We start from the raw sequence: 20,725 nt of genomic DNA on the forward strand, positions 1-20,725 counted from the left end.
CGCCCACTGACCATATTGAGGTCCCCGATGAATCTGTGGCTGCTCCTTGCCCTAGGGTTGCTGACCACCCTGGCTCTGGGGATCGGAGTCATCAACAGAATCTTCCCCCCAAGTCCGCCGCCCCCGGAGAAGAGGGGGTCGGAGGGAACCGCGCGGGCACGTGAAGACGACTTGCCACCAGTTGACAGGTGCCGAGGAGCCGTGATTGATCATGTTACCGACCAGCGACACGAGCCTCGTCCCCCGATCCTCTGAAAGCCAAGCGTCCAACCACTTCCGGAACTCGACACCAGGGCACCGCTCCGGCGCCGGGTCGTCGCCACTGGCCTCGGAGTCTGCTGTCCGTTCGTCGCGGCAGCGCTCTCAGGCCGCGCTCGGATCCGGGCGCCCGGCAGGCCGGCCCGGTCGGTCCGTTCTTTCCGGCCGGGCTGGTCAGTCCGTGATAGGCAGCGTGATGGTGAAGGTGGAGCCGATGCCGGGACCGGCGCTCCACGCCTGGATGGTCCCGCCGTGGCTCTGGGTGATGGACCGGGCGATGGCAAGGCCGATGCCGGATCCGCCGTGGGCGCGGTCGCGGGCGGTGTCGCTGCGGTAGAACCGCTCAAAGAGGTGGGGGAGGTGCTCGGTGGCAATGCCCTCGCCGGTGTCCGTGACCTCCAGCCGGACCGCACCGGCACGGAGGGTGACCGAGATCCGGACGCTGCCGCCCGCGGGCGTGTGTCGCAGGGCATTGTCCAGGAGGTTGGTCAGGACCTGTCCGAGGCGATCCGGGTCCGCCCGGATCCGGGCGCCCAGCGTCGGTGCCGGCGCCTCGACGGTGAGGGTCACGTCCTTGGATCGGTACCGATCCTCGGCCTGGGACACTGCGGTGGCGACGATCTCGCCGATCTCGAGCCGGCGCAGGTGGATGCTGAGCCGGCCTTCCTCGGCCGCGGTGACGAGGCTGATGTCGGCCGCCAGGCGTCCGAGCCGGTGGGCTTGGTCCTTCAGGATCTGCACCGTGGTCTCGTCGGCGGGCTTGACCCCTTCTGCGATCGCGTCGAGGTAGCCATGGAGCGTGGCGACCGGGGTGCGCATCTCGTGGGCCAGGTCGCTGAGCATCTGGGTGCGGGTGGTCTCGATCCGGGCGAGGTCTTCGGCCATGGTGTTGAAGTCCTGGGCGAGCTCGTCGAACTCGGTGCCCATGCCGACGGCCGGCACCCGGGCGGTGTAGCTCCCGGCGGCGATCTGTCCGGCGGCTGTCTGCACGCGGTGCAGCGAGCTGCTGATGCGCCGGGTGAGGAAGGCGCTGACCAAGATCGACGTGACCAGCGCGGCGAGCAGGGCCAGCCCCAGGGAGATCGTCGAGGAGGCGGAGAAGGCTCGTTCGGCGTGGAGGATGACCTCGGGGGAGCCGTTGGTCTGGAGCATGTGATGGTGGAAGATCATGGGGCCGAGCAGGCTCGCGACGACCCCCGCGGTCGTCGCCGCGACGAGGATGACCGCGATGATCGCGGTCAGGAGCCGCGGACCCAGGCCCAGGGAACGGGCACGGTGCCGCCTCACGTGCCGCTTCCCATGCGATAGCCGACACCGCGGACGGTGCGGATGAACCGCGGCTCGGCGGGGTCATCGCCCAGCTTGCGCCGGACGTGTCCGATGTGGACGTCGACCAGGTGGTCGTCACCGATCCACCCGGTTCCCCAGACGGACTCGATCAGCTGGCCGCGGGAGAACACCATCTCGGGTCGTGAGGCCAGGGTGGCCAGGACGTCGAACTCCGTGCGGGTGAGCTCGATCAGCTCGCCGTCCAGCAGCACGTCGCGCCCGGCGACGTCGATCGTCAGCGGCCCGAAGGTCAGGGTCTGCTGCGCGGAGGAGGCATCCGTGACCGACTGCCGGGGTCGGCGCATCATGACACCGACGCGCGCCACCAGCTCGCGGGCACTGAAGGGCTTGGTGAGGTAGTCGTCGGCGCCGACGCTGAGGCCGATCAGCTTGTCGATCTCCTCGGCCCGGGCAGTGAGCATGATGATGTAGCAGTCGGAGAAGGTCCGAACCGCACGGCAGACCTCGACCCCGTCCGCTCCCGGCAGGCCCAGGTCCAGGACGATGACCGCAGGGTCCCACTCCCGGGACCGCTGGATGGCGGTGCGCCCGTCACCGATGACCTCGACCTCGTAGTCGTCTCTCGCGAGGTAGGTGGCGACCAGGTCCGCCAGGGGGGCTTCGTCCTCGACGACCAGAACGCGGGAGGGGGCAACCCGGTGACCGGTGGTTTCAGTGCGCATGCCCCCATCATCCGCACTTCCGTCGTCAGGGGAGAAGGACATCCCCCACACCTGGACGGGTCTTCATCAGATCTTCGTGCTCTCCGTCGCGCTCGGCTCCGCGGGGTGCGTTCGGTGCTCGACAGGCGGGCCGTGGTGTCCGGTGTGCTGTCGTCGGTGACCGCCGACCATCATGGCGACCATCATCAGCGGGCAGGCCAGAGCCAGCGCGACGGGGAGGGCGTCCCCGAACGATCTGCCCGTCAGCACGAGGAGGGCGAGCAGGCCCGCTCCGATGCCCACCATGCCGAGGAGGTGGGACTTCCCGTTGTGGCTGTGACCGGTCATGGTTCTCTCCTGGGTGCGGGGTCGGTGCGGGCAGGTGGTGCGTCGGGTGGGTCGGGGGCGTGCCGGGTCTGGGCGGGGAAGATCCTGCAGACGGTCCAGATGCCCAGGAGCAGGGTGGCCAGCCACACGAGCACGGGGATCAGCAAGATGCTCATGCCGGAACCTCGAGCCGGGGTGGAGTGCGGTTGGCTGTGGAGCGGGCGTCGCGGCGCTGCACGAGGAGGATGAGCGTGAAGCCGCCGGCGATGCTGAGCAGCGCCCAGAGCTGCGGCTGGGTCAGGCCGAAGAGGGCCGGGTCATTGGTCCGGACGAGCTCGACCAGGACGCGGGAGATGCCGCTCAGCACCAGGTAGGCCCCGAACAGCGCGCCCTGGCGCAGCCGGCGCCGGAGGAGCCAGAGGAGGCCAGCGATGGCCACCGCCGTGATCGCCTCGTAGAGGGGGGTCGGGTGCACGGGGACATCGGTGGCGACCACTCCGTACGGAAAGGCCATGCCCCACGGCAGGTCCGTGGGCCGGCCGTAGGTGCCGTCCCCCGAGACGAAGCAGCCCAGCCGGCCGATGCCGTAGGCCAGCGTCAGGGGGATGGACATCAGATCGGCGACCCGTCCCAGGGGAAGCCGCTCCCGCCGGATGATCACCAAGGACGCGACGCTGCCGCCGATCAGCCCGCCGTACCAGGTGAAGCCCGCGCCACCGAGGTCATGGAGGCTGATCGACGACCCCTGCTCGAGCAGGTAGTAGATCTTCGCGCCGACGAACCCCCACAGCGTCGCCCAGAGCACGAGCGAGTGGGCGGTCTCCCGCTTCAGCCCGGCCCTCTCGAACGCGCGGCCGAGCAGGTAGGCACCGACGACGGCGGCGAGAGCCTTGCTGACCCCGTAGGTCTGCACCTCGATGCCCAGAACAGAGAACAGAACCGGTCGCACAGCGCCTCCAACGATTCGTGAGCGGGGTCGCGGATCCTGCCACCGCCCGATGCTCCACTCACCCCGCATCCTCGCGACCGGGTACGAAGCCGCCCCCGGGCAAACACTGAAGACCTGGTGAAGAACCCGGCAGGCCAGATGCCTTTCCGGCCGGCACCCTCCCGGCCCCGCGTCTTCAGGGAATCTTCACCGCCCAGCTCTGGGCATCCGGACCGCGCGATGCTCTACTTGAAATACCCCCTTGGGGTATACGGAGGTGTTGAAGCATGACAACCACAACAGTGAGCGTGCGAGGACTGGTCTGCGGACTCTGCCTGGCGCGGCTCCTCGACGGCGTCCGAGGACTTCTCGGCGTCCGGAGCGCTGCCGCCCGGCTGGGACAGGACGGGAGTTCGCGGCTCACCCTCGAGGCGAGCCCGATGCTGACGTCCTCGGCGCTGCGCGCCGCGGTGGCAGCGACGGGTTTCGAGGTGGTCGAGGCGACCACCGTCCCGTCCCGCCCCTCAATGATTCGACCCGGGAGGTCTGAACAATGACTCTGCAGGACTGGCTTGTGATAGCCGGCGCGGTCGTGGCGACAGCGCTGATGGCCTGGTACTTCTTCGGACCCAAGAAGGCCCGGCAGGCGGAGGAGACCGATGGTGTCCAGGAGGTGACGGTCCTGGTCAAGGGTGGTTACTCGCCGAACCTGATCGAGGTCAAGCCCGGGATGCCGGTCCGGCTGACCTTCGATCGCCGGGAGAGCGGCGACTGCTCGTCGCGGGTGGTGTTCCCGGACTTCAAGATCAACACGCTGCTGCCCGCGTACGAGACCACCACCGTGGAGTTCACGCCGACCGTGGCCGGCGAGTACGACTTCGCCTGCGGCATGAACATGCTGCACGGCAAGGTCCGCGTCACCGGCGCGGCCGGGGCCCCCGCCGGTGCGGGTGCGGCGACCGCGGTGCTCGAGAAGGCGGCTGAGCCCGTCGAGGAGGCTCCCCGCCTCGAGGACGGGGTCCAGGTCGCGAGGCTGACCATCCGCGGCGGCTACCACCCGACCCCGCTCCGCCTCGAGCCCGGCCTGCCCACGCGGCTGGAGGTCACGCGCCAGGAGGACGGCGCCTGCTCCGAACGGCTCGTGCTCAAGGACGTCGGTATCGACGTCGCGGTGCCCGCCTTCGGCGACACCGTGGTGAACCTCCCGCCGCTTCCTGCCGGCTCCTACGAGATCGCGTGCGGCATGGACATGCTTCACGGGGCCCTCGAGGTCGGACCTCTGGCAGCGTCTGAAGCTCCGGCGGGGGCTGGATCGATCAGCGGTGGGAACGAGGACGCGGAGGAGAGCGAGCGGAACGCGGAGATCGAGGACCTCCGGCGCCGGGTGCTCCTGGGTACCGTGCTGACCCTGCCGGTCCTGGTCGCCGTGATGGCGATGGAGTTCTTCGCCGCCCCGTGGGTGCCCGAGTTCCTGATGAACCCGTGGGTGCAGCTGGCCCTGATCACGCCGGTGATGTTCTACACCGGGTGGCCGATCCACAAGACCGGCTGGCTGGCGCTGTCGCACCGCACCGCGGACATGAACTCCCTCATCACGCTCGGCACCATCGCCGCCTACGGGTACAGCCTGGTGGTCACCTTCGCCCCCGGCCTGCTGCCCGCCGAGACCCGAGAGGTCTACTACGAGGCCGTCGGCGTCATCATCACGCTGATCCTGCTCGGCCGTCTGCTGGAGACCAAGGCCAAGGCCGGCACCGGCGAGGCCATCCGCAAGCTCATCGGCCTGCAGCCCCGCACCGCCCGCATCGTCCGGGACGGGACCGAGGCGGAGATCCCCGTCGACGAGGTCGCCCTGGGCGACATCGTCGTGGTCCGCCCCGGCGAGAAGCTCCCGGTGGACGGCCTGGTCGTGGACGGTTCTTCGGCCGTGGACGAGTCGATGGTGACCGGTGAGCCGATCCCGGTGACGAAATCCGTCGGCGCCGAGGTGATCGGGGCCACCATCAATCAGACCGGCACCTTCCGCTACGAGGCCACCAAGGTCGGGGCCGACACCATGCTGTCCCAGATCATCCGTCTGGTGCGCGAGGCGCAGGGGTCCAAAGCCCCCATCCAGCGCCTGGTCGACAAGGTCTCCACCTACTTCGTCCCGGCCGTCATCGCGATCGCGATCTGGACCTTCACCATCTGGGCGATCGCCGGCCCCCCGCCCGCGTTCATCTTCGCTCTCGTCGCCGCGGTGTCGGTGCTCATCATCGCCTGCCCCTGCGCACTGGGACTGGCCACGCCGCTGTCCATCACCGTGGGGACCGGCAAGGGCGCGACCTCCGGCATCCTCATCCGCTCGGCCGAGGCGCTGGAGACCGCCCACAAGCTCGACACCGTCGTCCTGGACAAGACCGGCACCATCACCCAGGGAGCCCCGGCCCTGACCGACGTGCTGCCCGCCGACGGATTCACCGCCACCGAGCTGCTCACCCTGGTGGCCGCCGTCGAACGCTCCTCGGAGCACCCGCTGGCCACCGCCATCATCGCCGGCGCCGAAGAGCGCGGCCTGGCCCTGCCGGAGACGACCGCCTTCGACTCGGTCACCGGACAGGGCGTGCGCGCGCTGGTCGGCGGACGCGAGGTCCTGGTCGGCAACCGGCGCCTCCTCACCGGCGCCGGGATCACCGCCGACGAGACCGCCGCCGATACCCTGGCTGCCGACGGCAAGACCCCCATGTTCGCCGTCGTCGATGGCCGGTTCGCCGGCGTGGTCGGTGTCGCCGACACCCTCAAGGACGGCTCGGTCGCCGCGATCGCCGCCCTGAAGCAGCGGGGCATCGAGGTCGTCATGATGACCGGCGACAACCGTGCCACCGCGGCCGCCATCGCCCGGCAGGTCGGCATCGGCCGGGTCATGGCCGAGGTCCTGCCCGAGCACAAGGCGGCCGAGGTCAAGCGCCTGCAGGGTGAAGGCCGGACGGTCGGGATGGTGGGCGACGGCATCAACGACGCCCCCGCCCTTGCCCAGGCCGACGTCGGGTCCGCCATCGGCACCGGCACCGACGTCGCCATCGAGTCCTCCGACATCACTCTGATCAACGGGTCCCTGTCCGGACTGGTGACCGCCGTGGACCTGTCCCGGGCCACCATGCGCAACATCCGGCAGAACCTGGTCTTCGCCTTCATCTACAACGGCCTCGGCATCCCGATCGCCGCCGGCGTGCTCTACCCGGCCCTGGGGTGGACCCTCAGCCCGATGCTCGCCGCCGCGGCGATGGCCCTGTCCTCCCTGTCGGTGGTGGCCAACGCGAACCGGCTGCGCGCGTTCACCCCGCGACCGATCCCCGACGTCACCGATGTCCCCGCCCTCGAGCCGGCCGTGGAAGTTGGCCACGACGAGACCCCCACCGATCCCCACGACAAGGAGAACGCCATGAACACCACCGCCACCGACCCGGTCTGCGGTATGCGGATCGATCCCGCCTCGGCCGCCGACAGCGCCGAGTACGAGGGCAGCACCTACTTCTTCTGCTCGGCGCACTGCGCCACGAGCTTCCGCGCCGACCCGGCCCGCTACCCCACCCCGGTAGCTCCCTAGCCGTACCCCCGGGCCGGCCGCCCGCACCGCGGTGGTCCGCCCGGGCCCACTCCGGAAGGAAGGACACCATGATCGACGATGAGACCAAGCGGACCCTGCTCATTCGCCTGCACCGGATCGAAGGTCAGGTCCGGGGCATCGCCCGCATGGTCGACGAGGACACGTACTGCATCGACATCCTCACCCAGGCCGCGGCCGTCTCGCGGGCCCTGCAGGGCGTGTCCCTGGCCCTGCTGGAGGACCACATGAACCACTGCCTGATCCAGGCCGCGAAGGCCAGCGGCCCCGAGCACGACGCCAAGCTCCGGGAAGCCACCGAGGCGATCGCCCGCCTGGTCCGCAGCTGAAGGGAGAGGAGACCCATGGCCATCGACGCCGACGCCGCACGCCCCTGCGAGGTCAAGGCGCCCGACACGACCCGTGGCGGTGATGCCCCGGCAGCAGGACGAGTTCCTCTGCGTCCGGTGCTTCCTCGTCCACCACCACAGCCAACTGGCCCACCACGACGCCGGACAGCCGGTGTGCGGCGATTGCGCGTCCTGACCACGGGTCCACCGAACGCACCGATGCAAGAACAAAACGAAGGAGAGCGACGATGAACGTTCAGGTAGCCATCAACGGATATGGCGTGATCGGTAAACGAGTGGCCGACGCCGTGCGGGCCATGCCCGACATGGACCTGGTGGGGGTGGCGGACGTGGCCACCGACTGGCGCGTGCGTACCGCGACCGAACGGGGTATCCCCGTCTTCGCGGGGACCGAACCGGCCGGTGCCGCCATGGTCCAGGCCGGGATGCCGGTCTCCGGCACCCTGGCTGAGCTGCTGGCCCAGGTCGATGTCGTGGTGGACACCACCCCCAAGAACGTCGCGGCAACCAACCTGGAGATCTACCGCGAGGCCGGCGTCAAGGCCGTGTTCCAAGGTGGCGAGTCCCACGCCACCACCGGACACTCCTTCGTCGCCCAGGCAAACTACGCCACCGCACTCGGTCGGGACACCACGCGGGTGGTGTCGTGCAACACCACCAGCATCGTGCGCGTCCTCGGCGCGCTGCAGGACGCCGACCTCCTCTCGCGTGCCCGTGGGGTGCTCATCCGGCGGGCCACCGACCCGGGCGAGTCCCATCAGGGCGGCATCATGAACACCATGGTCCCCGAGGGCTCCATCCCCTCTCACCAGGGCCCGGACGCCCGCACCGTCCTGCCGGAACTGGACGTGGTCACCATGGCCGCCAAGGCGTCCCACACCCAGACCCACAACCACTACTGGACGCTGCAGCTGAACCGACCGGCCAGCCGGGAAGAGGTCCTGGACGCGCTGCGGGCCGCACCCCGGATCGCGTTCATCCGCATGGCCGACGGCCTCACCGCACTGAACACCACGGTCGAGCTCATGCGCGACCTGGGCCGGCCGCGGGGGGACATGTGGGAGGTCGGAGTATGGGAGGACGTCCTCACGGTCGAGGGGGACGAGGCCTACCTGACGTACCAGGTCTACAACGAGGCCATCGTCGTCCCCGAGACGATCGACGCCATCCGCGCTCTGGCCGGGACCGTGACCGACGGCGCCACCTCGATCAACATGACAGACGAGGCACTGGGGATGCGCCGGGAGTTCCTTCCCGCCCCAGTCTGGGCGACCACGGACTGAAACCCGACGGACGAGCCGGCATCCGCCGAGCCCGTCGACGCACGACCTATCGACCATGCGGCGCGAAAGGAAGACCGATCATGAAGAGTCACACCACGGTCCTGGAGGTCGGTGGACTGCACTGGGCCACCTCCGAATCGGTCATCGAGAAGACGCTGCTGGGCCGCCCCGGCGTGCTCGCCGTCGTGGCCAGCGCCGTGTCCCAGACCGCGACGGTCACGTACGACCCGGACGAGACCTCGGTGGCCCAGCTGGTCGGATGGGTCAACGACTGCGGCTACCACTGCACCGGGCAGTCCGTGCCCGACCACATGTGCCACCCGATGGCCGAACCGGCACCGACCGAAACCCACACCGACCACGAAACCCACACCGACCACGCCGGACACGAACCGCGCACCGGGCACGGCGGCGACGAGAAGGCCGATCAGTCTGCCCAGGCGGCGATGGGCCACGGCGGTGGGCATGGTGGGTCGATGGAGGACATGGCCCGGGACATGCGCAACCGGTTCCTGGTCGCCGCTGTGCTGGCGGTGGTGATTCTGTTCTGGTCCCCGATCGGCCGGGAGGTTCTGGGGTTCACCGTCCCGGCGCCCTTCGGGCTGCGCGACGACGTATTCTCCCTGATCCTGTCCCTGCCGGTGGTGTTCTACTCGGCGTGGATCTTCTTCGACGGCGCCTACCGGGCACTGCGAGCCAGGACGCTGGACATGATGGTCCTGGTGGCGGTCGGCGTCGGGGCGGGCTGGTTGTACAGCCTGGTCGTCACCCTCACCGGCGGCGGTGAGGTCTTCTACGAGGCGGTCACCGTGCTGACCACCTTCGTGCTCCTGGGGCACTGGCTGGAGATGCGGGCCCGAGGTGGTGCGAACGACGCGGTCCGCACGCTGCTGCAGCTGGCCCCTTCCCAAGCCGTCGTGATCCGTAACGGCCAGCCGGTGGAGGTGCCGACGGCCGAGGTCGTCGTCGGTGACCTGCTGCTGGTGCGGCCCGGGTCGAAGATCCCCACCGACGCGGTGGTGGAGGAGGGTGAGTCCGAGGTCGATGAGTCGATGGTCACCGGGGAGTCCATGCCGGTGGAGAAGGCACCTGGCGCGGAGGTGATCGGCGCGTCGATCAACACCACCGGCACCTTGCGGGCCCGGGCTACGAAAGTCGGGGCGGACACCGCGCTGGCGCAGATCGTCAAGATGGTCCAAGAGGCACAGAACTCCAAGGCCCCCGGTCAGCGCCTGGCCGACCGGGCTGCGTTCTGGCTGGTGTTCGTCGCCCTCATCGGCGGCACCCTGACGTTCACCGCGTGGATGCTCGCCGGCGCCGGGGTACCGATGGCGATGCTGTTCGCGATCACCGTGGTGGTCGTCACCTGCCCCGACGCCCTGGGGTTGGCCACGCCGATGGCGATCATGGTCGGCACCGGGCTGGGCGCCAAGCGGGGCGTGCTGTTCAAGAACGCCACCGCCCTGGAGGGGACGGCGAAGATCGACACCGTGGTGATGGACAAGACCGGCACCCTGACCAAGGGCGAGCCGGAGGTCACCGACGTCATCGCGGCAGGCATGAGCGAGGAGGAGATGCTGGCCCTGGTGGCCGCGGTGGAGCGCGAGTCCGAGCACCCACTGGCCCGCGCGATCGACAACCACGCCGCTGCGCGCGGCGTGCCCGTGCTGAGCGTGAGCGACTTCCTGAACGTTCCCGGTCACGGCGCCACTGCCGTGGTCGACGGCCGCCGGGTCCTGGCGGGCAACCTCCGCCTCATGACCAGGGAGAACGTCGACCTCGGCGACCTGGCCCAGCGGCGCGACGAGCTGGCCGCCTCCGGGCGCACCGCCGTGCTGGTCGCCGTGGACGGACGCGGGGTTGGTGTCATCGCGCTGGCCGACGCGGCCCGGGACACGGCAGCCGCGGCCGTCGCGGCCCTGCACGAGTCCGGCATCGAGGTCGCCATGCTCACCGGCGACAACGAGGCCACCGCCCGGCGCATCGCCGGACAGCTCGGCATCGACACGGTCATCGCCGAAGTCCTGCCCGGGGACAAGGCCGAGAAGATCGCCGAGCTGCAGCAGGCCGGCAAGACCGTGGCGATGGTCGGGGACGGCGTCAACGACGCCCCCGCGCTGGCCAAGGCAGACATCGGCATCGCGATCGGGGCCGGGACGGACGTGGCGATCGAGACCGCCGACATCGTCCTGATGCGCTCGGACCCCCTGGACGTCTCCGTCGCGCTGCGCATCGGCAGGGGCACGGTGCGGAAGGAGCGGCAGAACCTGGCCTGGGCGATCGGCTACAACGCCATCGCGCTGCCGATTGCGGCCGGGGTGTTCTACCCCGCCTTCGGACTGATGCTGCGCCCGGAGATCGCTGCGTTGTCGATGTCCGGCTCCACGGTCATCGTCACGATCAACGCCCTGCTGCTCAAGCGGCTCCGGCTGCCCGCGCAGCAGGCCCCGGGCGCACCGCAGCGTGCCCTTGCGGAGCCGACCGCACCGGTGCCGGCCGGCACCCGCTGACCGGGGTCGGCGTGGACGTCCCTGTCGGCACCACCGCTCCGACCGCTTCGGCGGCCGGAGCGGTGCCCCGACGGCCGAAGCCGTTGCGGATGCTGTGGATCACCGCGGCCTGGGGGGCGTGCTTCGTCGTGATCCAGTGGGGCCTGCGCGACGCCCCGCTGCTGTGGTATGCCGCGCTGCGTGCCCTGGTAGCCGGCGCCGCGCTGCTGGCACTGAGAGCCATCCAGCACCGCCCGTCCCCCCGCGGCGCACGTGCCTGGGGGCTCATCACGGTCCTCGGGCTGGTCAACGTCACGCTCGCCTTCGCCACCATGTTCGCCGGGGTCGCCGGCGGCGCGACGGGCACCGCCGCGGTGCTGGCCAACGCCCAGCCGCTGCTGATCCTCCTGCCAGCCTGGTGGCTCTACGGCGAGGCTCTCTCCCCCCGGACCGTGGCCGCCCTGGTGGTCGGCTTCGCAGGGCTCGTCCTGGTCGCGGTGCCCGGCGGCGGGGGCGGCGGCGCGATCCTGTCGCTGCTCTCGGCGGTGGCCGTGACCGCCGGCACGCTGCTGTCCCGCCGCCTGGGCGGGCTGGACCTGGTCACGGCCACCGGCTGGCACCTGCTCATCGGCGGGGTGGCCCTGGCCGGTCTCTCCGTGGCCGTGGAGGGCGCGCCGGTGATCGCCTGGACCCCCCGCTTCGTCGTGTCGCTGGCGTTCCTTGCCCTGGTGGGCACCGCGGCGACCACGGTGGCGTGGTTCGTCGAGGCCCGCCGCAGCCGCCTGGACACCCTGACCACCTGGACCTTCCTGACCCCCGTCCTGGGCATCGCGCTGGCCGCCGTCCTGCTGGGTGAACGCCCAGGCGGCTGGACCGCCGTCGGGCTCCTCGCCGTGCTGGTCGCCATGTGGATCACCCTGCGGCCACCACGCCGGACCACCACCCCGGCGCCGGCGACTGGCTCAACCGCCGAGGGCTCCGCCCAGGACCCGGGGCCGGGCACGTCCCGCAGCCGCCAGATGGCCACCGCACCTGTGTTGCCAACCGAAGGAGAACCGTGACGCACGCGACGACCCACCCGAGCCCGTCCCCGGCGGCGCCTGCCCTCACCGGGGCGGTCCCCCCGCAGGAGGCGGTGATCTTCGACCTGGACGGGGTGGTGACCGACACCGCCACGCTCCACGCCCAGGCGTGGCGGCAGCTCTTCGCGGAGGTGCTCACCGACCCCCGTACCGGCGGACCCGGCGCCCATGCCCCGTTCGACGAGGTCGGCGACTACCGCCGCTACGTCGACGGACGCTCCCGCCAGGACGGGGTGGCCGCCTTCCTCACTGCCCGCGGCATCGACCTGCCCGCAGGAACACCGCAGGACCCGGCCGGGACCTGGACGGTGCACGGGCTGGCCACCCGGAAGAACGAGCTCTACCGCGACCTGCTGACCGGGCATGGCACCAAGGCCTTCCCCGGCACCGTGAACCTGCTCAACCGGCTGCGGGCCGGTGGAGTGCCGGTGGCGCTGGTCACCGCCAGCCGCAACACCGGCTCGCTGCTGGAGGCCGCTGGCCTGGAGGAGGCCTTTGACGTGGTCGTGGACGGGAACCGTGCTGCCGAGCTGGGCCTGCCCGGGAAGCCCGACCCGGCGATGTTCCTGGCGGCAGCCGCCGAGCTGGGCGTGGACCCGGCCCGGGTCGCGGTGGTGGAGAACGCCGTCGCCGGTGTCCAGGCGGCCCGCGCCGGCGGGTTCGGCCTGGTCGCGGGCGTGGCCCGGGCCGGGCAGCGGGCCGAGCTGAAGGCCGCCGGGGCCCACCTGGTGGTCGAGGACGTCGCCCAGCTCGACCTGGGTGCGCTGCGCGCTGACCCGTGGACGCTCGTCTACGAGGGATTCGACCCGGCCCACGAGGGCCACCGTGAGGCGCTGACCACCCTGGGTAACGGCTATCTCGGCACCCGCGGCGCGGCCCCGGAGCGTGCCGCGGACGGGGTGCACTATCCCGGCACCTACCTGGCCGGGGTCTACAACCGGCTTGTCTCCCCCGTTCACGGCCGGGAGTTGGAGGACGAGCATCTCGCCAACGCCCCCAACTGGCTGGTCCTCGACCTCGGCACCGACGAATCGTGGTGGTCGGCCGGCGGCTTCACCCTCTCGCAGGAGCGGCGCGAGCTCGACCTGCGCCGAGGACTGCTCACCCGGACCGCGATGCTCACCGACCCGGCCGGGCGGCGGCTGCGGCTGCGGCAGCGGCGCCTGGTCTCCATGGCCCGGCCCCACCTGGCCGCGCTGGAGACCACGGTGGTCCCGGACGGCTGGAGCGGCACTCTGCGGGTCCGCTCCGGGATCGATGCCGGGGTCGTCAATGCCAATGTCGCCGAGTACGCCGATCTGGCGAACCGTCACCTGCGCACGACCGGCGCCGAGCAGGTGGGCCCGGACACCCTGCTGGTAGAGGTCGAGACCGTCCAGAGCCAGGTCCGGATTGCGGTCGCGGCCCGCACCACCGTCGACGGAGGCCCACCGGATGCGGTCGTCGCGCAGAACGGCGAGCTGCATTCCCTGCTGCTGGAGCTTCCGGTCCGGGACGGAGAGCCGGTCACCGTCGACAAGACGATCGCGATCGTGACCTCCCGGGACCGGGCCATCGCCTCCCCGCGGGCTGCGGCCCTCGGCGAGCTGACCTGCGCCCCACCGCGCTTCGACGCCCTGCTCCGCCCGCACGCGGCGGCATGGGCGCGGCTGTGGGAACGATTCGCGATCGACCTCGACGTCGACACCCAGACCCGGCTGGTGCTCAACCTGCACCTCTTCCACCTGCTCCAGACCCTGTCCGAGCACACCACCGAACTCGACGCCGGCGTCCCGGCCCGCGGGCTGCACGGGGAGGGCTACCGGGGGCACGTGTTCTGGGACGAGCTGTTCGTGCTGCCGGTGCTCACCGCCCGCCTCCCCCAGGTCAGCCGCGGCGTGCTGGAGTACCGGTGGCGTCGCCTGGACGCGGCGCGCCGGGCAGCCGCCCAGGCGGGGCTGCCCGGGGCGATGTTCCCCTGGCAGTCCGGCAGCGACGGGCGCGAGGAGACCCCCGTGGTGCTGTTCAACACCCGCTCGGGCCGGTGGATGCCGGACAACTCCCGCCGCCAGCGCCACGTCGGGCTCGCCATCGCGGTCAACGCCTGGGCGTACTACCAGGCCACCGGCGACCTCACCTGGCTCGCCCGGCGCGGCGCCGACCTGATCATCGAGGTCGCCCGGTTCTTCACCGCCCTGGCGACCTACGACCCGGCCACGGACCGGTACCACCTCGGCGGGGTGATGGGGCCGGACGAGTACCACGACGGCTACCCCGACGCCCCGGGGGACGGCCTGGTCGACAACGCCTATACCAACGTCCTGACCGCCTGGGTGTGCTCCCGGGCCCGGGAGGTCCTCGAGGAGGTGTCTGGGCACGAGTGCGACGACGTCCGCTCCCGGTTGGCCATCCAACCGGAGGAGCCGGCCCGGTGGGAGCACCTGAGCCGGCGCCTGGCCGTGCCGTTCCTGCCCGACGGCCTCCTCGCCCAGTTCGCCGGGTACGAGGAGCTGGCCGAGCTCGACTGGGACCGCTACCGGCGCCGGTACGGCAACATCGGGCGCCTGGACCTGATCCTGGAGGCCGAGGGGGATACGACCAACCGGTACCAGCTGGCCAAGCAGGCCGACGTCCTGATGCTCGTCTACCTCCTGGGACCCGACGGGCTGCTCGGCATGCTCGACCGGCTCGGCTACCCCACCACCGGTCAGGACCTCGACCGGACGGTGGACCACTACCTTGCGCGCACCGCGCACGGGTCCACCCTGAGCCGGGTGGTGCACGCCTCCGTCCTGGCCCACCTGGACCCCGGTCGGGGACGGGCGCTGTTCCGCGACGCCCTGGTCGCCGACCTCGACGACACCCAGGGCGGGACCACCCAGGAGGGCATTCACCTCGGGGCCATGGCCGCCACCATCGACATTCTGACCCGGTCCTTCGCCGGGTTCCGCACCGAGGGGGTCACCGTCGTCCTCGGCCCCGCCTTGCCAGCTGAGCTGCACCGGTTGCGGTTCGGCGTGCAGCACCGCGGCCTGCGCATCCAGATCGCGATCGAGGACACCGCCCTGACCGTCACCGCCGATCACTGCGCCGCCGACCCGGGCGTACGCCTCCGCGTCGGCGGCCACGAGGCCGCCCTGGAAGCAGGCGCTTCACGGCACTTCCGCCGCGAGGCCGACGGATGGCACCTTGACGACGGGGACCAGGTCGAGCAGCCAGCCGCGAATCACCTCGGCCCGTGCGCCCGGTGAGCGCATCCCTCGAGGGATGGACTCGAGGAATGGACCTTGAGGGAACCTTCATCGAACGGCCACCCGCGCGCGCGGTTCTGACGCCAGAGTGGGCCTTGCCTTATTTTCGTTGCCCAGATCCGGAGAATTTCAGTGCTGAACACGCCACGCGGCCGCCGCCGTGCCCTGTCCCTGACCGTCCTGGCCGCGACGGCCGCCCTGACCCTGGCTGCCTGCGGACAGAGTGCCTCCGACGGTGATGGATCTGTCTCGCCCAGCAGCACCGCGCCGGTGGTGGGTGGGCAGACGGCACAGGGCCGAGAGACAGCACAGAACAGTGAGACAGGGGAGATCACCGGTACGGTGTGGGTCGCCAATGAGGACGGCGACTCGCTGACCGCCATCGATGCTGCCACCGGCGCGGTGGTGAGCACCGTCTCGGGGATCGAGAGCCCCCACAACGTCCAAGCGGCCCCCGACGGATCCACCGTCTGGGCGGTCAGCGGCGACAACGATGCGCTGGTCGCGCTGGATGCGGACACCTACGAACTGGCTGGCACATCCCCCACCGGCGCGGGCCCCGCCCACGTTGTTCTCACTCCGGACGGCGACCAGGTGTACGTCACGAACGCCGAAGACGACACGCTCAGTGTCTACGATGCCGCGTCGCTGAAATCTCGCGCCACCGTCGATCTCAGCGCGGGACCGCACGGGTTGCGGCCCACTCCGGACGGCAGCGCGGTCGTCATCGCCAACACCACCGCCGGCACGATCGACGTCGTCGACACGGCGACCCACGATCTCACTGCCACCATCCCGGTTGGGGACTCCCCGGCGCAGGTCGCCGTCGGCGCTGACGGGCGGCACGCCTATGTGAGCCTGTCCGGCTCCAGCGCCGTGGTGAAGGTCGACCTGGCGGCGCAGAAGGTCACGGGCTCCACGCAGGTGCCCGCGCCGCCGGTCCAGCTGTACCTGAGTGCAGACGGCACTCGCCTGCTCTCCGCCGACCAGGGCACCGAGGGCGCTCCGGGGAGCACCGTGTCCGTCATCGACCCCAGCTCCATGACCGTGGAGGCCATCATCCCCACCGGTTCCGGGCCCCACGGTGTCGTCATCGAACCGACCGGGCAGCGGGCGTGGGTCACCAACCTCTACGACGACACTGTCTCCGTGCTCGATCTGACCACCAACGAGACGATCGCCACCGTGCCCACCGGCGACAAGCCCAACGGCATCAGCTTCAGCCCCCAGCAGCCTGCGCCCGGGCCTGGCGCCACCGAGATCAGCGTTCCCGACTATGCCACCGAGACGGAGGGCGGCCACGAGGGCCACTGAGCGCAGGACCCGACGCCAGCGGTGAGACGGCGGAGGCATCGGTCCAGTCCCGACCATCCGCCCTGGCCCCGCAGCGCTCACCTCTTGCGGGCGACGAACCGGACCACCAGACCGAAGAACGCATACCTCACGGCGAGCACGTCGAGGCCGGCCCGCGCCAGCACGGGCTCCAGCGCCCCCTGCTCGATGAGGCGATGCGCAGACCCGTCGATCCGGTGGACCCAGGAGGCCGCCCGGGAGGCCACCAGGTCGTACCCCACGAACACTCCATGGGGCCGCAGCACGCGCGCCGCCTCGGCCACGGCGGCTTCCCACTCGAGCACGTGATGCAGCATGAGAAAGCTCGCCACCGCGTCGAAGGACTCGTCGTCGTACGGAAGCCGGGTGGCATCGGCGCGGTGCACCGTGGCGCGGGCGCACCGAGCGAAGCGCTCCTGGGCGACGCGGACCATCGCGGGGTCGATGTCCGTCACGGTGACGCGTACCTGCGGGTCTGTACGGAGGATCGCCTCGGCCATCGTCCCGCTACCACCACCGAGCTCGAGCACGTTTCCCGTCAGCGGGACACCCTGCGTGGCCCACGGCGCAATTCGACGCGCGAGACGCCGCCAAGTTCTGCTACGACAGAACGAGGCCTCTTTGAGAGACATTCTCGGCATCGTGACGTCCTCTCCAGCACCCTCGTGGGTTCATCTTGCGCCGGCTCGTGCGCAGGCCAGCCGCGGAACCCGCCACACCGGCTCACCTCCCCCGCAGAGCCGGGTCCCCCGCCCTCGACAGTAGGTCTCGGGCACGAAAACGAAACACCGCAGGGGACCGGGCTGTCCGGGTCTCAAACCACCGGCGCCATGGCCGATGCCGCGTGGAAGCGGGTCTTCATCGAACCACCAGAGAGAACGAGCGCTGATCTTCGGGACCAGGTCGGACGATGAGGGGAATCAGCGAAGCAGCGGGCCACATCGGCGTCCGCGGCCCCGGAAGACCCTCACGGAGGAGTAATTGTGAATCATAGCGGAAGCGGGCATCTCAAAGGAATGGTTGTGCTGATGGGAGGGCTCTTCGTCGTCCTTCTGCTCCTGGGCAGAACGGCGGCGGAGGCCCTGACGACCGCGGCCATCCTGACCTGTCCTCTGATGATGGTGATGATGATGTTCGGTGGTCATCATGGACACGAGGAGCAGCCCGGCTCGCACGAGCCCCGTCGGCTGGACGAGACCGTTTCCCCCACAACATCGGCGACCCCCGAGCACTACGAGCACCGCCACTGAGGACGTAGCCCTCGTCGCCCCGATCTGCTCGCCGCGTCCGCCCCTGAACGAGGGCCAGATGCGGCGAACCCGTCAGCTCAGAGGTGCTTCGCGATGTGGCCGAGAAGATCATCCGGGGCGAGCCACAGCGAGGGGTGCTCGCCCTTCCACTGCCGGACGCCGTCCTCGTCGATCAGGACGAACCCGTGTCCCGGCAGTCCTTCGTGCATGCCCTTCCCCAGCATGTCGTAGGCGGTGGACACGCTGCCGTCGTCGAGCAGGTACGGGGTGGTAGCACCGAAGTACTCCAGGTCGGGCGTGACCTGCTCCGCGGTGATCATGACGATCGGCAACGTGAAGTCCGGAGCAACGGCTTGCGCCACACATCCGACCAGGGTGCTGTACGAGTTTCACCCACCCACGTCGATACGTCGGTTCGTCTAGCAATCCCGACACGGGAGAAGGCATCGCCACCGAGCATCTGCCTCATCTCTTCGAAAGGTACTGCCGTGTCGACACCGCACGTGATCGTCCTCATGGAGGGTCCGGAATTGGCCTGGCCATCGTCGGGTCCATCGTCCAGCACCACGGTGGAACCGTCGAGGCCTCGAGCGTGGGCCCCCGTGCCGGTTCCACCTTCACGATCACATTGCCTACCGCCACCTGACCTGAGGGACGACTGGCACGCTCAGTCCAAAGATGCGAGCAGCTCGGCGCAGGCCTGCTCGCACCGGCGGCACGCCTCGGCGCAGACCTTGCAATGCTCATGCATATCGGCGTGCTGCGCGCACTCGTCGCCACACGCCCTGCAGGCAACCATGCAGGACTGCAGCTGGGCGCGAAGGACTTCAGTATTGCTGCCGGTCTGGCGGGAAAGGACATTGCCAGTGGCTGCGCAGATGTCCGCGCAATCGAGGTTCTTGCGGATGCACGCCGTCAGGTCGGCGACCATCTCTTCAGACAGGCAGGCATCAGCGCAGGCAGTGCAAACCTGAGCGCACTCGAAGCACGCCGCGATACACGCGGCGAGCTTCTCCTGATCCACGGACCCAGAGCCGATCGGATGAGTCTCCAGCATGGCCTTCACGGTGTGCGTCATAGCGTGCTCCTGTCATCGGTGCGACCTTGAGAAGGACCATGTCGACCCTCCACATGTGTGACGGTAGACACGCGGCCCCGTCGGCGAAAAGGGGAACGGCCATGAAGATCTGATCAAGAGGGCGCCGTTCGCGCTGCGCAGGCCCTCCGAGCGCGACCGTGGCCACCCCGCTCAGGGACTCCAGCCCGGGGTTCGTTGCGGCGGGTGTTTCAGGCCGTCATCTGCAGTGTGGTGAGGCACGTGGCAGCTTCCTCGCCGCTCGTGGACACCGAGACGGTCCCGCGCATGCCGTCCTGGGAGCAGGTCAGTGTCAGCTGGCGATCTCGTGGCAGCCACAGCCCGAGGAACCCGTTCGGATTCGTCGTGATCGTGTCCTCGACGACAGCAGCACCATCCCCGTCGGTCACCAGCACATCGATGTCCTGGCTCTGCAGTTCCCCTGTGCACGTGGTCAGGCTGTGGAAGTGGCAGTCATGAGTGGTCTGCAGGAACGGCGCGACCGACAGGTAGAACTCGTCCTCCGGGAGCGCGAGCGTCGCTTCACGTCCGGCCTCATCGCTCAGCGCGAGCTCGAACGGCTGCACCGCCGCCAGGACGTCCGCCGGCCGCTCGTCGATCGCCAGGGCTTCCAGCTGGTCGATGATCTCCCGGGCCTCCATGCCCTCGAACCCGAGGTCGCGCAGGAGAGTCCCCTCAGGCGCGGTCGCGGGTTCTTTCGAGGTGTTCGCGCAGCCGGCCAGAACGAGCGGTGCGAGGGCGAGGCCACCCAGCAGCACACGCCGCGCTACACCAGGGGTGGACGAGGGAAGCAGAGACACAGGAGATCCTTTCGTCAGGGTGGAAGCGGGCACGGTCGGGGCGGCCCCTCCCGGAGCCGCCCCCCAACGTCACTGCGGTTGTTACTGGGCTGGCTGGATCTCACTTTCGACGACCCACTTGTGGTTCGTCATCGCCATGCCATCCATCTCGAAATCGACCATGTAGACCGTCTCGTCGGTCGCGCTGTCGATCGTCGCCTCTGCGCCGTCCATGCCGGGCATGTGCTCCGCCATCAGCACCACCTCGGCGCCCGCTTCGAGGGGCGCCTCGTCGGGGCTGTCGAGTTCCTCGTGCACGACCCACTTGTGATCGGTGACGGGGTCTCCACCGTCGGTCGGGGTGTAGGACACGGAGTAAGTGGTGGTGTCGAACGCCCCGGAGATGGTGGCCTGTGCGCCCTCCATGCCGGGCATGTGGTCCGCAGTCAGGGTCACCGCCGTGCCCACAGGGTAGGTCGGATCGGTGGCCTCAGCGATTCCCGCCGGCGCAGGGCCACCGTCGGGCTCATGCGCGGCGTGACCGCCGCCCTGGTCAGAAGCGGGGTCGCCCTCTGATTCCGGCTGCATCTGCGAGTCCTCTTCCTCAGAGCTGTCGGAGCATCCTGCGAGCACGGCAACGCCTGCGGTGAACAACGCTGCCCGCCGGCTGAACTTTCCTAGATTCCTCATCTCATCTCCTCCTGCAGAGGGACTGAACCCCACCAG

The 20,725-nt window shown here is 70.0% G+C and carries 19 protein-coding genes and 1 pseudogene; 10 read left to right on the forward strand and 10 right to left on the reverse strand.

Annotation, left to right across the window (positions count from 1 at the left end; translation table 11 throughout):
• Window positions 1-432 precede the first annotated feature (432 nt).
• From ACOJUI_RS05480 to ACOJUI_RS05500, 5 genes are all read right to left on the reverse strand, one after another.
• Window positions 433-1,545: a sensor histidine kinase gene (locus ACOJUI_RS05480; RefSeq protein ID WP_422117074.1), complete on the reverse strand. Its 1,113-nt coding sequence runs from the start codon at window positions 1,543-1,545 to the stop codon at window positions 433-435.
• Window positions 1,542-2,270 carry a winged helix-turn-helix domain-containing protein gene (locus ACOJUI_RS05485; RefSeq protein ID WP_422117075.1) on the reverse strand — a complete coding sequence of 243 codons (729 nt, stop codon included), beginning with the start codon at window positions 2,268-2,270 and terminating at the stop codon, window positions 1,542-1,544. The genes ACOJUI_RS05480 and ACOJUI_RS05485 overlap by 4 nt, the downstream gene beginning before the upstream one ends.
• 66 nt (window positions 2,271-2,336) lie before the next feature.
• Window positions 2,337-2,597: a hypothetical protein gene (locus ACOJUI_RS05490; RefSeq protein WP_422117076.1), complete on the reverse strand. Its 261-nt coding sequence runs from the start codon at window positions 2,595-2,597 to the stop codon at window positions 2,337-2,339.
• The gene (locus ACOJUI_RS05495; RefSeq protein ID WP_422117077.1) at window positions 2,594-2,752 is read right to left on the reverse strand and encodes a hypothetical protein; all 159 of its coding nucleotides are present in this window, start codon (window positions 2,750-2,752) and stop codon (window positions 2,594-2,596) included. The genes ACOJUI_RS05490 and ACOJUI_RS05495 overlap by 4 nt, the downstream gene beginning before the upstream one ends.
• Window positions 2,749-3,525, reverse strand: a complete 777-nt coding sequence (locus ACOJUI_RS05500; RefSeq protein ID WP_422117078.1) for a prolipoprotein diacylglyceryl transferase — start codon at window positions 3,523-3,525, stop codon at window positions 2,749-2,751. Before ACOJUI_RS05500 ends, ACOJUI_RS05495 begins: the two co-directional genes overlap by 4 nt.
• 532 nt (window positions 3,526-4,057) lie before the next feature.
• On the opposite strand from ACOJUI_RS05500, the gene ACOJUI_RS05505 reads away from it, so the two are divergent.
• The 8 genes and pseudogenes from ACOJUI_RS05505 to ACOJUI_RS05540 all read left to right on the forward strand — a co-directional run bounded on the left by ACOJUI_RS05505 (window position 4,058) and on the right by ACOJUI_RS05540 (window position 16,856).
• Window positions 4,058-7,090, forward strand: coding sequence for a heavy metal translocating P-type ATPase (locus tag ACOJUI_RS05505; protein ID WP_422117079.1), 3,033 nt, complete (start codon window positions 4,058-4,060; stop codon window positions 7,088-7,090).
• Between the two features lie 68 nt (window positions 7,091-7,158).
• Window positions 7,159-7,437 (forward strand): metal-sensitive transcriptional regulator, encoded by a 279-nt coding sequence (locus ACOJUI_RS05510; protein WP_422117080.1) that lies wholly within the window; start codon window positions 7,159-7,161, stop codon window positions 7,435-7,437.
• A 73-nt stretch (window positions 7,438-7,510) separates the two neighbouring features.
• Window positions 7,511-7,633, forward strand: a pseudogene (locus tag ACOJUI_RS05515) (DUF4193 family protein); the annotation flags it as partial.
• Between the two features lie 52 nt (window positions 7,634-7,685).
• A complete protein-coding gene (locus ACOJUI_RS05520; RefSeq protein WP_422117081.1) occupies window positions 7,686-8,741 on the forward strand; it encodes a type II glyceraldehyde-3-phosphate dehydrogenase in 1,056 nt (351 codons plus the stop codon).
• 80 nt (window positions 8,742-8,821) lie between these two features.
• A complete protein-coding gene (locus ACOJUI_RS05525; protein WP_422117082.1) occupies window positions 8,822-11,251 on the forward strand; it encodes a heavy metal translocating P-type ATPase in 2,430 nt (809 codons plus the stop codon).
• An 89-nt stretch (window positions 11,252-11,340) separates the two neighbouring features.
• A complete protein-coding gene (locus ACOJUI_RS05530; protein ID WP_422117083.1) occupies window positions 11,341-12,291 on the forward strand; it encodes a DMT family transporter in 951 nt (316 codons plus the stop codon).
• On the forward strand, window positions 12,288-15,542 hold the full coding sequence (locus ACOJUI_RS05535) for a beta-phosphoglucomutase family hydrolase (protein WP_422117084.1): 3,255 nt from the start codon (window positions 12,288-12,290) through the stop codon (window positions 15,540-15,542). Before ACOJUI_RS05530 ends, ACOJUI_RS05535 begins: the two co-directional genes overlap by 4 nt.
• 342 nt (window positions 15,543-15,884) lie before the next feature.
• Entirely contained in the window at window positions 15,885-16,856 is a 972-nt protein-coding gene (locus ACOJUI_RS05540) for a beta-propeller fold lactonase family protein (RefSeq protein WP_422117085.1), read from the forward strand.
• Window positions 16,857-16,933: 77 nt separating this feature from the next.
• Here ACOJUI_RS05540 and ACOJUI_RS05545 read toward each other — a convergent pair whose 3' ends face one another.
• Window positions 16,934-17,515, reverse strand: coding sequence for a class I SAM-dependent methyltransferase (locus ACOJUI_RS05545; RefSeq protein WP_422117086.1), 582 nt, complete (start codon window positions 17,513-17,515; stop codon window positions 16,934-16,936).
• A gap of 387 nt (window positions 17,516-17,902) precedes the next feature.
• Between ACOJUI_RS05545 and ACOJUI_RS05550 the strand changes: the two genes are divergently transcribed.
• Window positions 17,903-18,124: a hypothetical protein gene (locus tag ACOJUI_RS05550; protein ID WP_422117087.1), complete on the forward strand. Its 222-nt coding sequence runs from the start codon at window positions 17,903-17,905 to the stop codon at window positions 18,122-18,124.
• A 77-nt stretch (window positions 18,125-18,201) separates the two neighbouring features.
• Here ACOJUI_RS05550 and ACOJUI_RS05555 read toward each other — a convergent pair whose 3' ends face one another.
• Window positions 18,202-18,486, reverse strand: coding sequence for a hypothetical protein (locus ACOJUI_RS05555; protein WP_422117088.1), 285 nt, complete (start codon window positions 18,484-18,486; stop codon window positions 18,202-18,204).
• 98 nt (window positions 18,487-18,584) lie between these two features.
• Here ACOJUI_RS05555 and ACOJUI_RS05560 point away from each other — a divergent pair, with 98 nt between their 5' ends.
• Complete coding sequence (locus ACOJUI_RS05560; protein WP_422117625.1) at window positions 18,585-18,770, forward strand: ATP-binding protein; 186 nt, start codon at window positions 18,585-18,587, stop codon at window positions 18,768-18,770.
• A gap of 21 nt (window positions 18,771-18,791) precedes the next feature.
• Here the strand turns inward: ACOJUI_RS05560 and ACOJUI_RS05565 are convergent, their stop codons facing one another.
• The 3 genes from ACOJUI_RS05565 to ACOJUI_RS05575 form a co-directional block, all read right to left on the reverse strand.
• Complete coding sequence (locus ACOJUI_RS05565) at window positions 18,792-19,202, reverse strand: four-helix bundle copper-binding protein (protein WP_422117089.1); 411 nt, start codon at window positions 19,200-19,202, stop codon at window positions 18,792-18,794.
• 209 nt (window positions 19,203-19,411) lie between these two features.
• The gene (locus ACOJUI_RS05570; protein ID WP_259885251.1) at window positions 19,412-20,020 is read right to left on the reverse strand and encodes a CueP family metal-binding protein; all 609 of its coding nucleotides are present in this window, start codon (window positions 20,018-20,020) and stop codon (window positions 19,412-19,414) included.
• Window positions 20,021-20,101: 81 nt separating this feature from the next.
• On the reverse strand, window positions 20,102-20,689 hold the full coding sequence (locus ACOJUI_RS05575) for a YdhK family protein (protein WP_422117090.1): 588 nt from the start codon (window positions 20,687-20,689) through the stop codon (window positions 20,102-20,104).
• Between the last annotated feature and the right edge of the window lie 36 nt (window positions 20,690-20,725).

The organism is Brachybacterium sp. UNK5269, from assembly GCF_049266655.1.
Taxonomy (GTDB): Bacteria; Actinomycetota; Actinomycetes; order Actinomycetales; family Dermabacteraceae; genus Brachybacterium.

Coding starts and splice junctions, on each gene's coding strand:
- ACOJUI_RS05530 (WP_422117083.1), top strand. CDS start 11,341: ATGCTGTGGATCACCGCGGCCTGGGGGGCGTGCTTCGTCGTGATCCAG.
- ACOJUI_RS05510 (WP_422117080.1), top strand. CDS start 7,159: ATGATCGACGATGAGACCAAGCGGACCCTGCTCATTCGCCTGCACCGG.
- ACOJUI_RS05525 (WP_422117082.1), top strand. CDS start 8,822: ATGAAGAGTCACACCACGGTCCTGGAGGTCGGTGGACTGCACTGGGCC.
- ACOJUI_RS05485 (WP_422117075.1), bottom strand. CDS start 2,270: ATGCGCACTGAAACCACCGGTCACCGGGTTGCCCCCTCCCGCGTTCTG.
- ACOJUI_RS05545 (WP_422117086.1), bottom strand. CDS start 17,515: ATGCCGAGAATGTCTCTCAAAGAGGCCTCGTTCTGTCGTAGCAGAACT.
- ACOJUI_RS05520 (WP_422117081.1), top strand. CDS start 7,686: ATGAACGTTCAGGTAGCCATCAACGGATATGGCGTGATCGGTAAACGA.
- ACOJUI_RS05495 (WP_422117077.1), bottom strand. CDS start 2,752: ATGAGCATCTTGCTGATCCCCGTGCTCGTGTGGCTGGCCACCCTGCTC.
- ACOJUI_RS05550 (WP_422117087.1), top strand. CDS start 17,903: ATGGGAGGGCTCTTCGTCGTCCTTCTGCTCCTGGGCAGAACGGCGGCG.
- ACOJUI_RS05505 (WP_422117079.1), top strand. CDS start 4,058: ATGACTCTGCAGGACTGGCTTGTGATAGCCGGCGCGGTCGTGGCGACA.
- ACOJUI_RS05490 (WP_422117076.1), bottom strand. CDS start 2,597: ATGACCGGTCACAGCCACAACGGGAAGTCCCACCTCCTCGGCATGGTG.
- ACOJUI_RS05575 (WP_422117090.1), bottom strand. CDS start 20,689: ATGAGGAATCTAGGAAAGTTCAGCCGGCGGGCAGCGTTGTTCACCGCA.
- ACOJUI_RS05565 (WP_422117089.1), bottom strand. CDS start 19,202: ATGACGCACACCGTGAAGGCCATGCTGGAGACTCATCCGATCGGCTCT.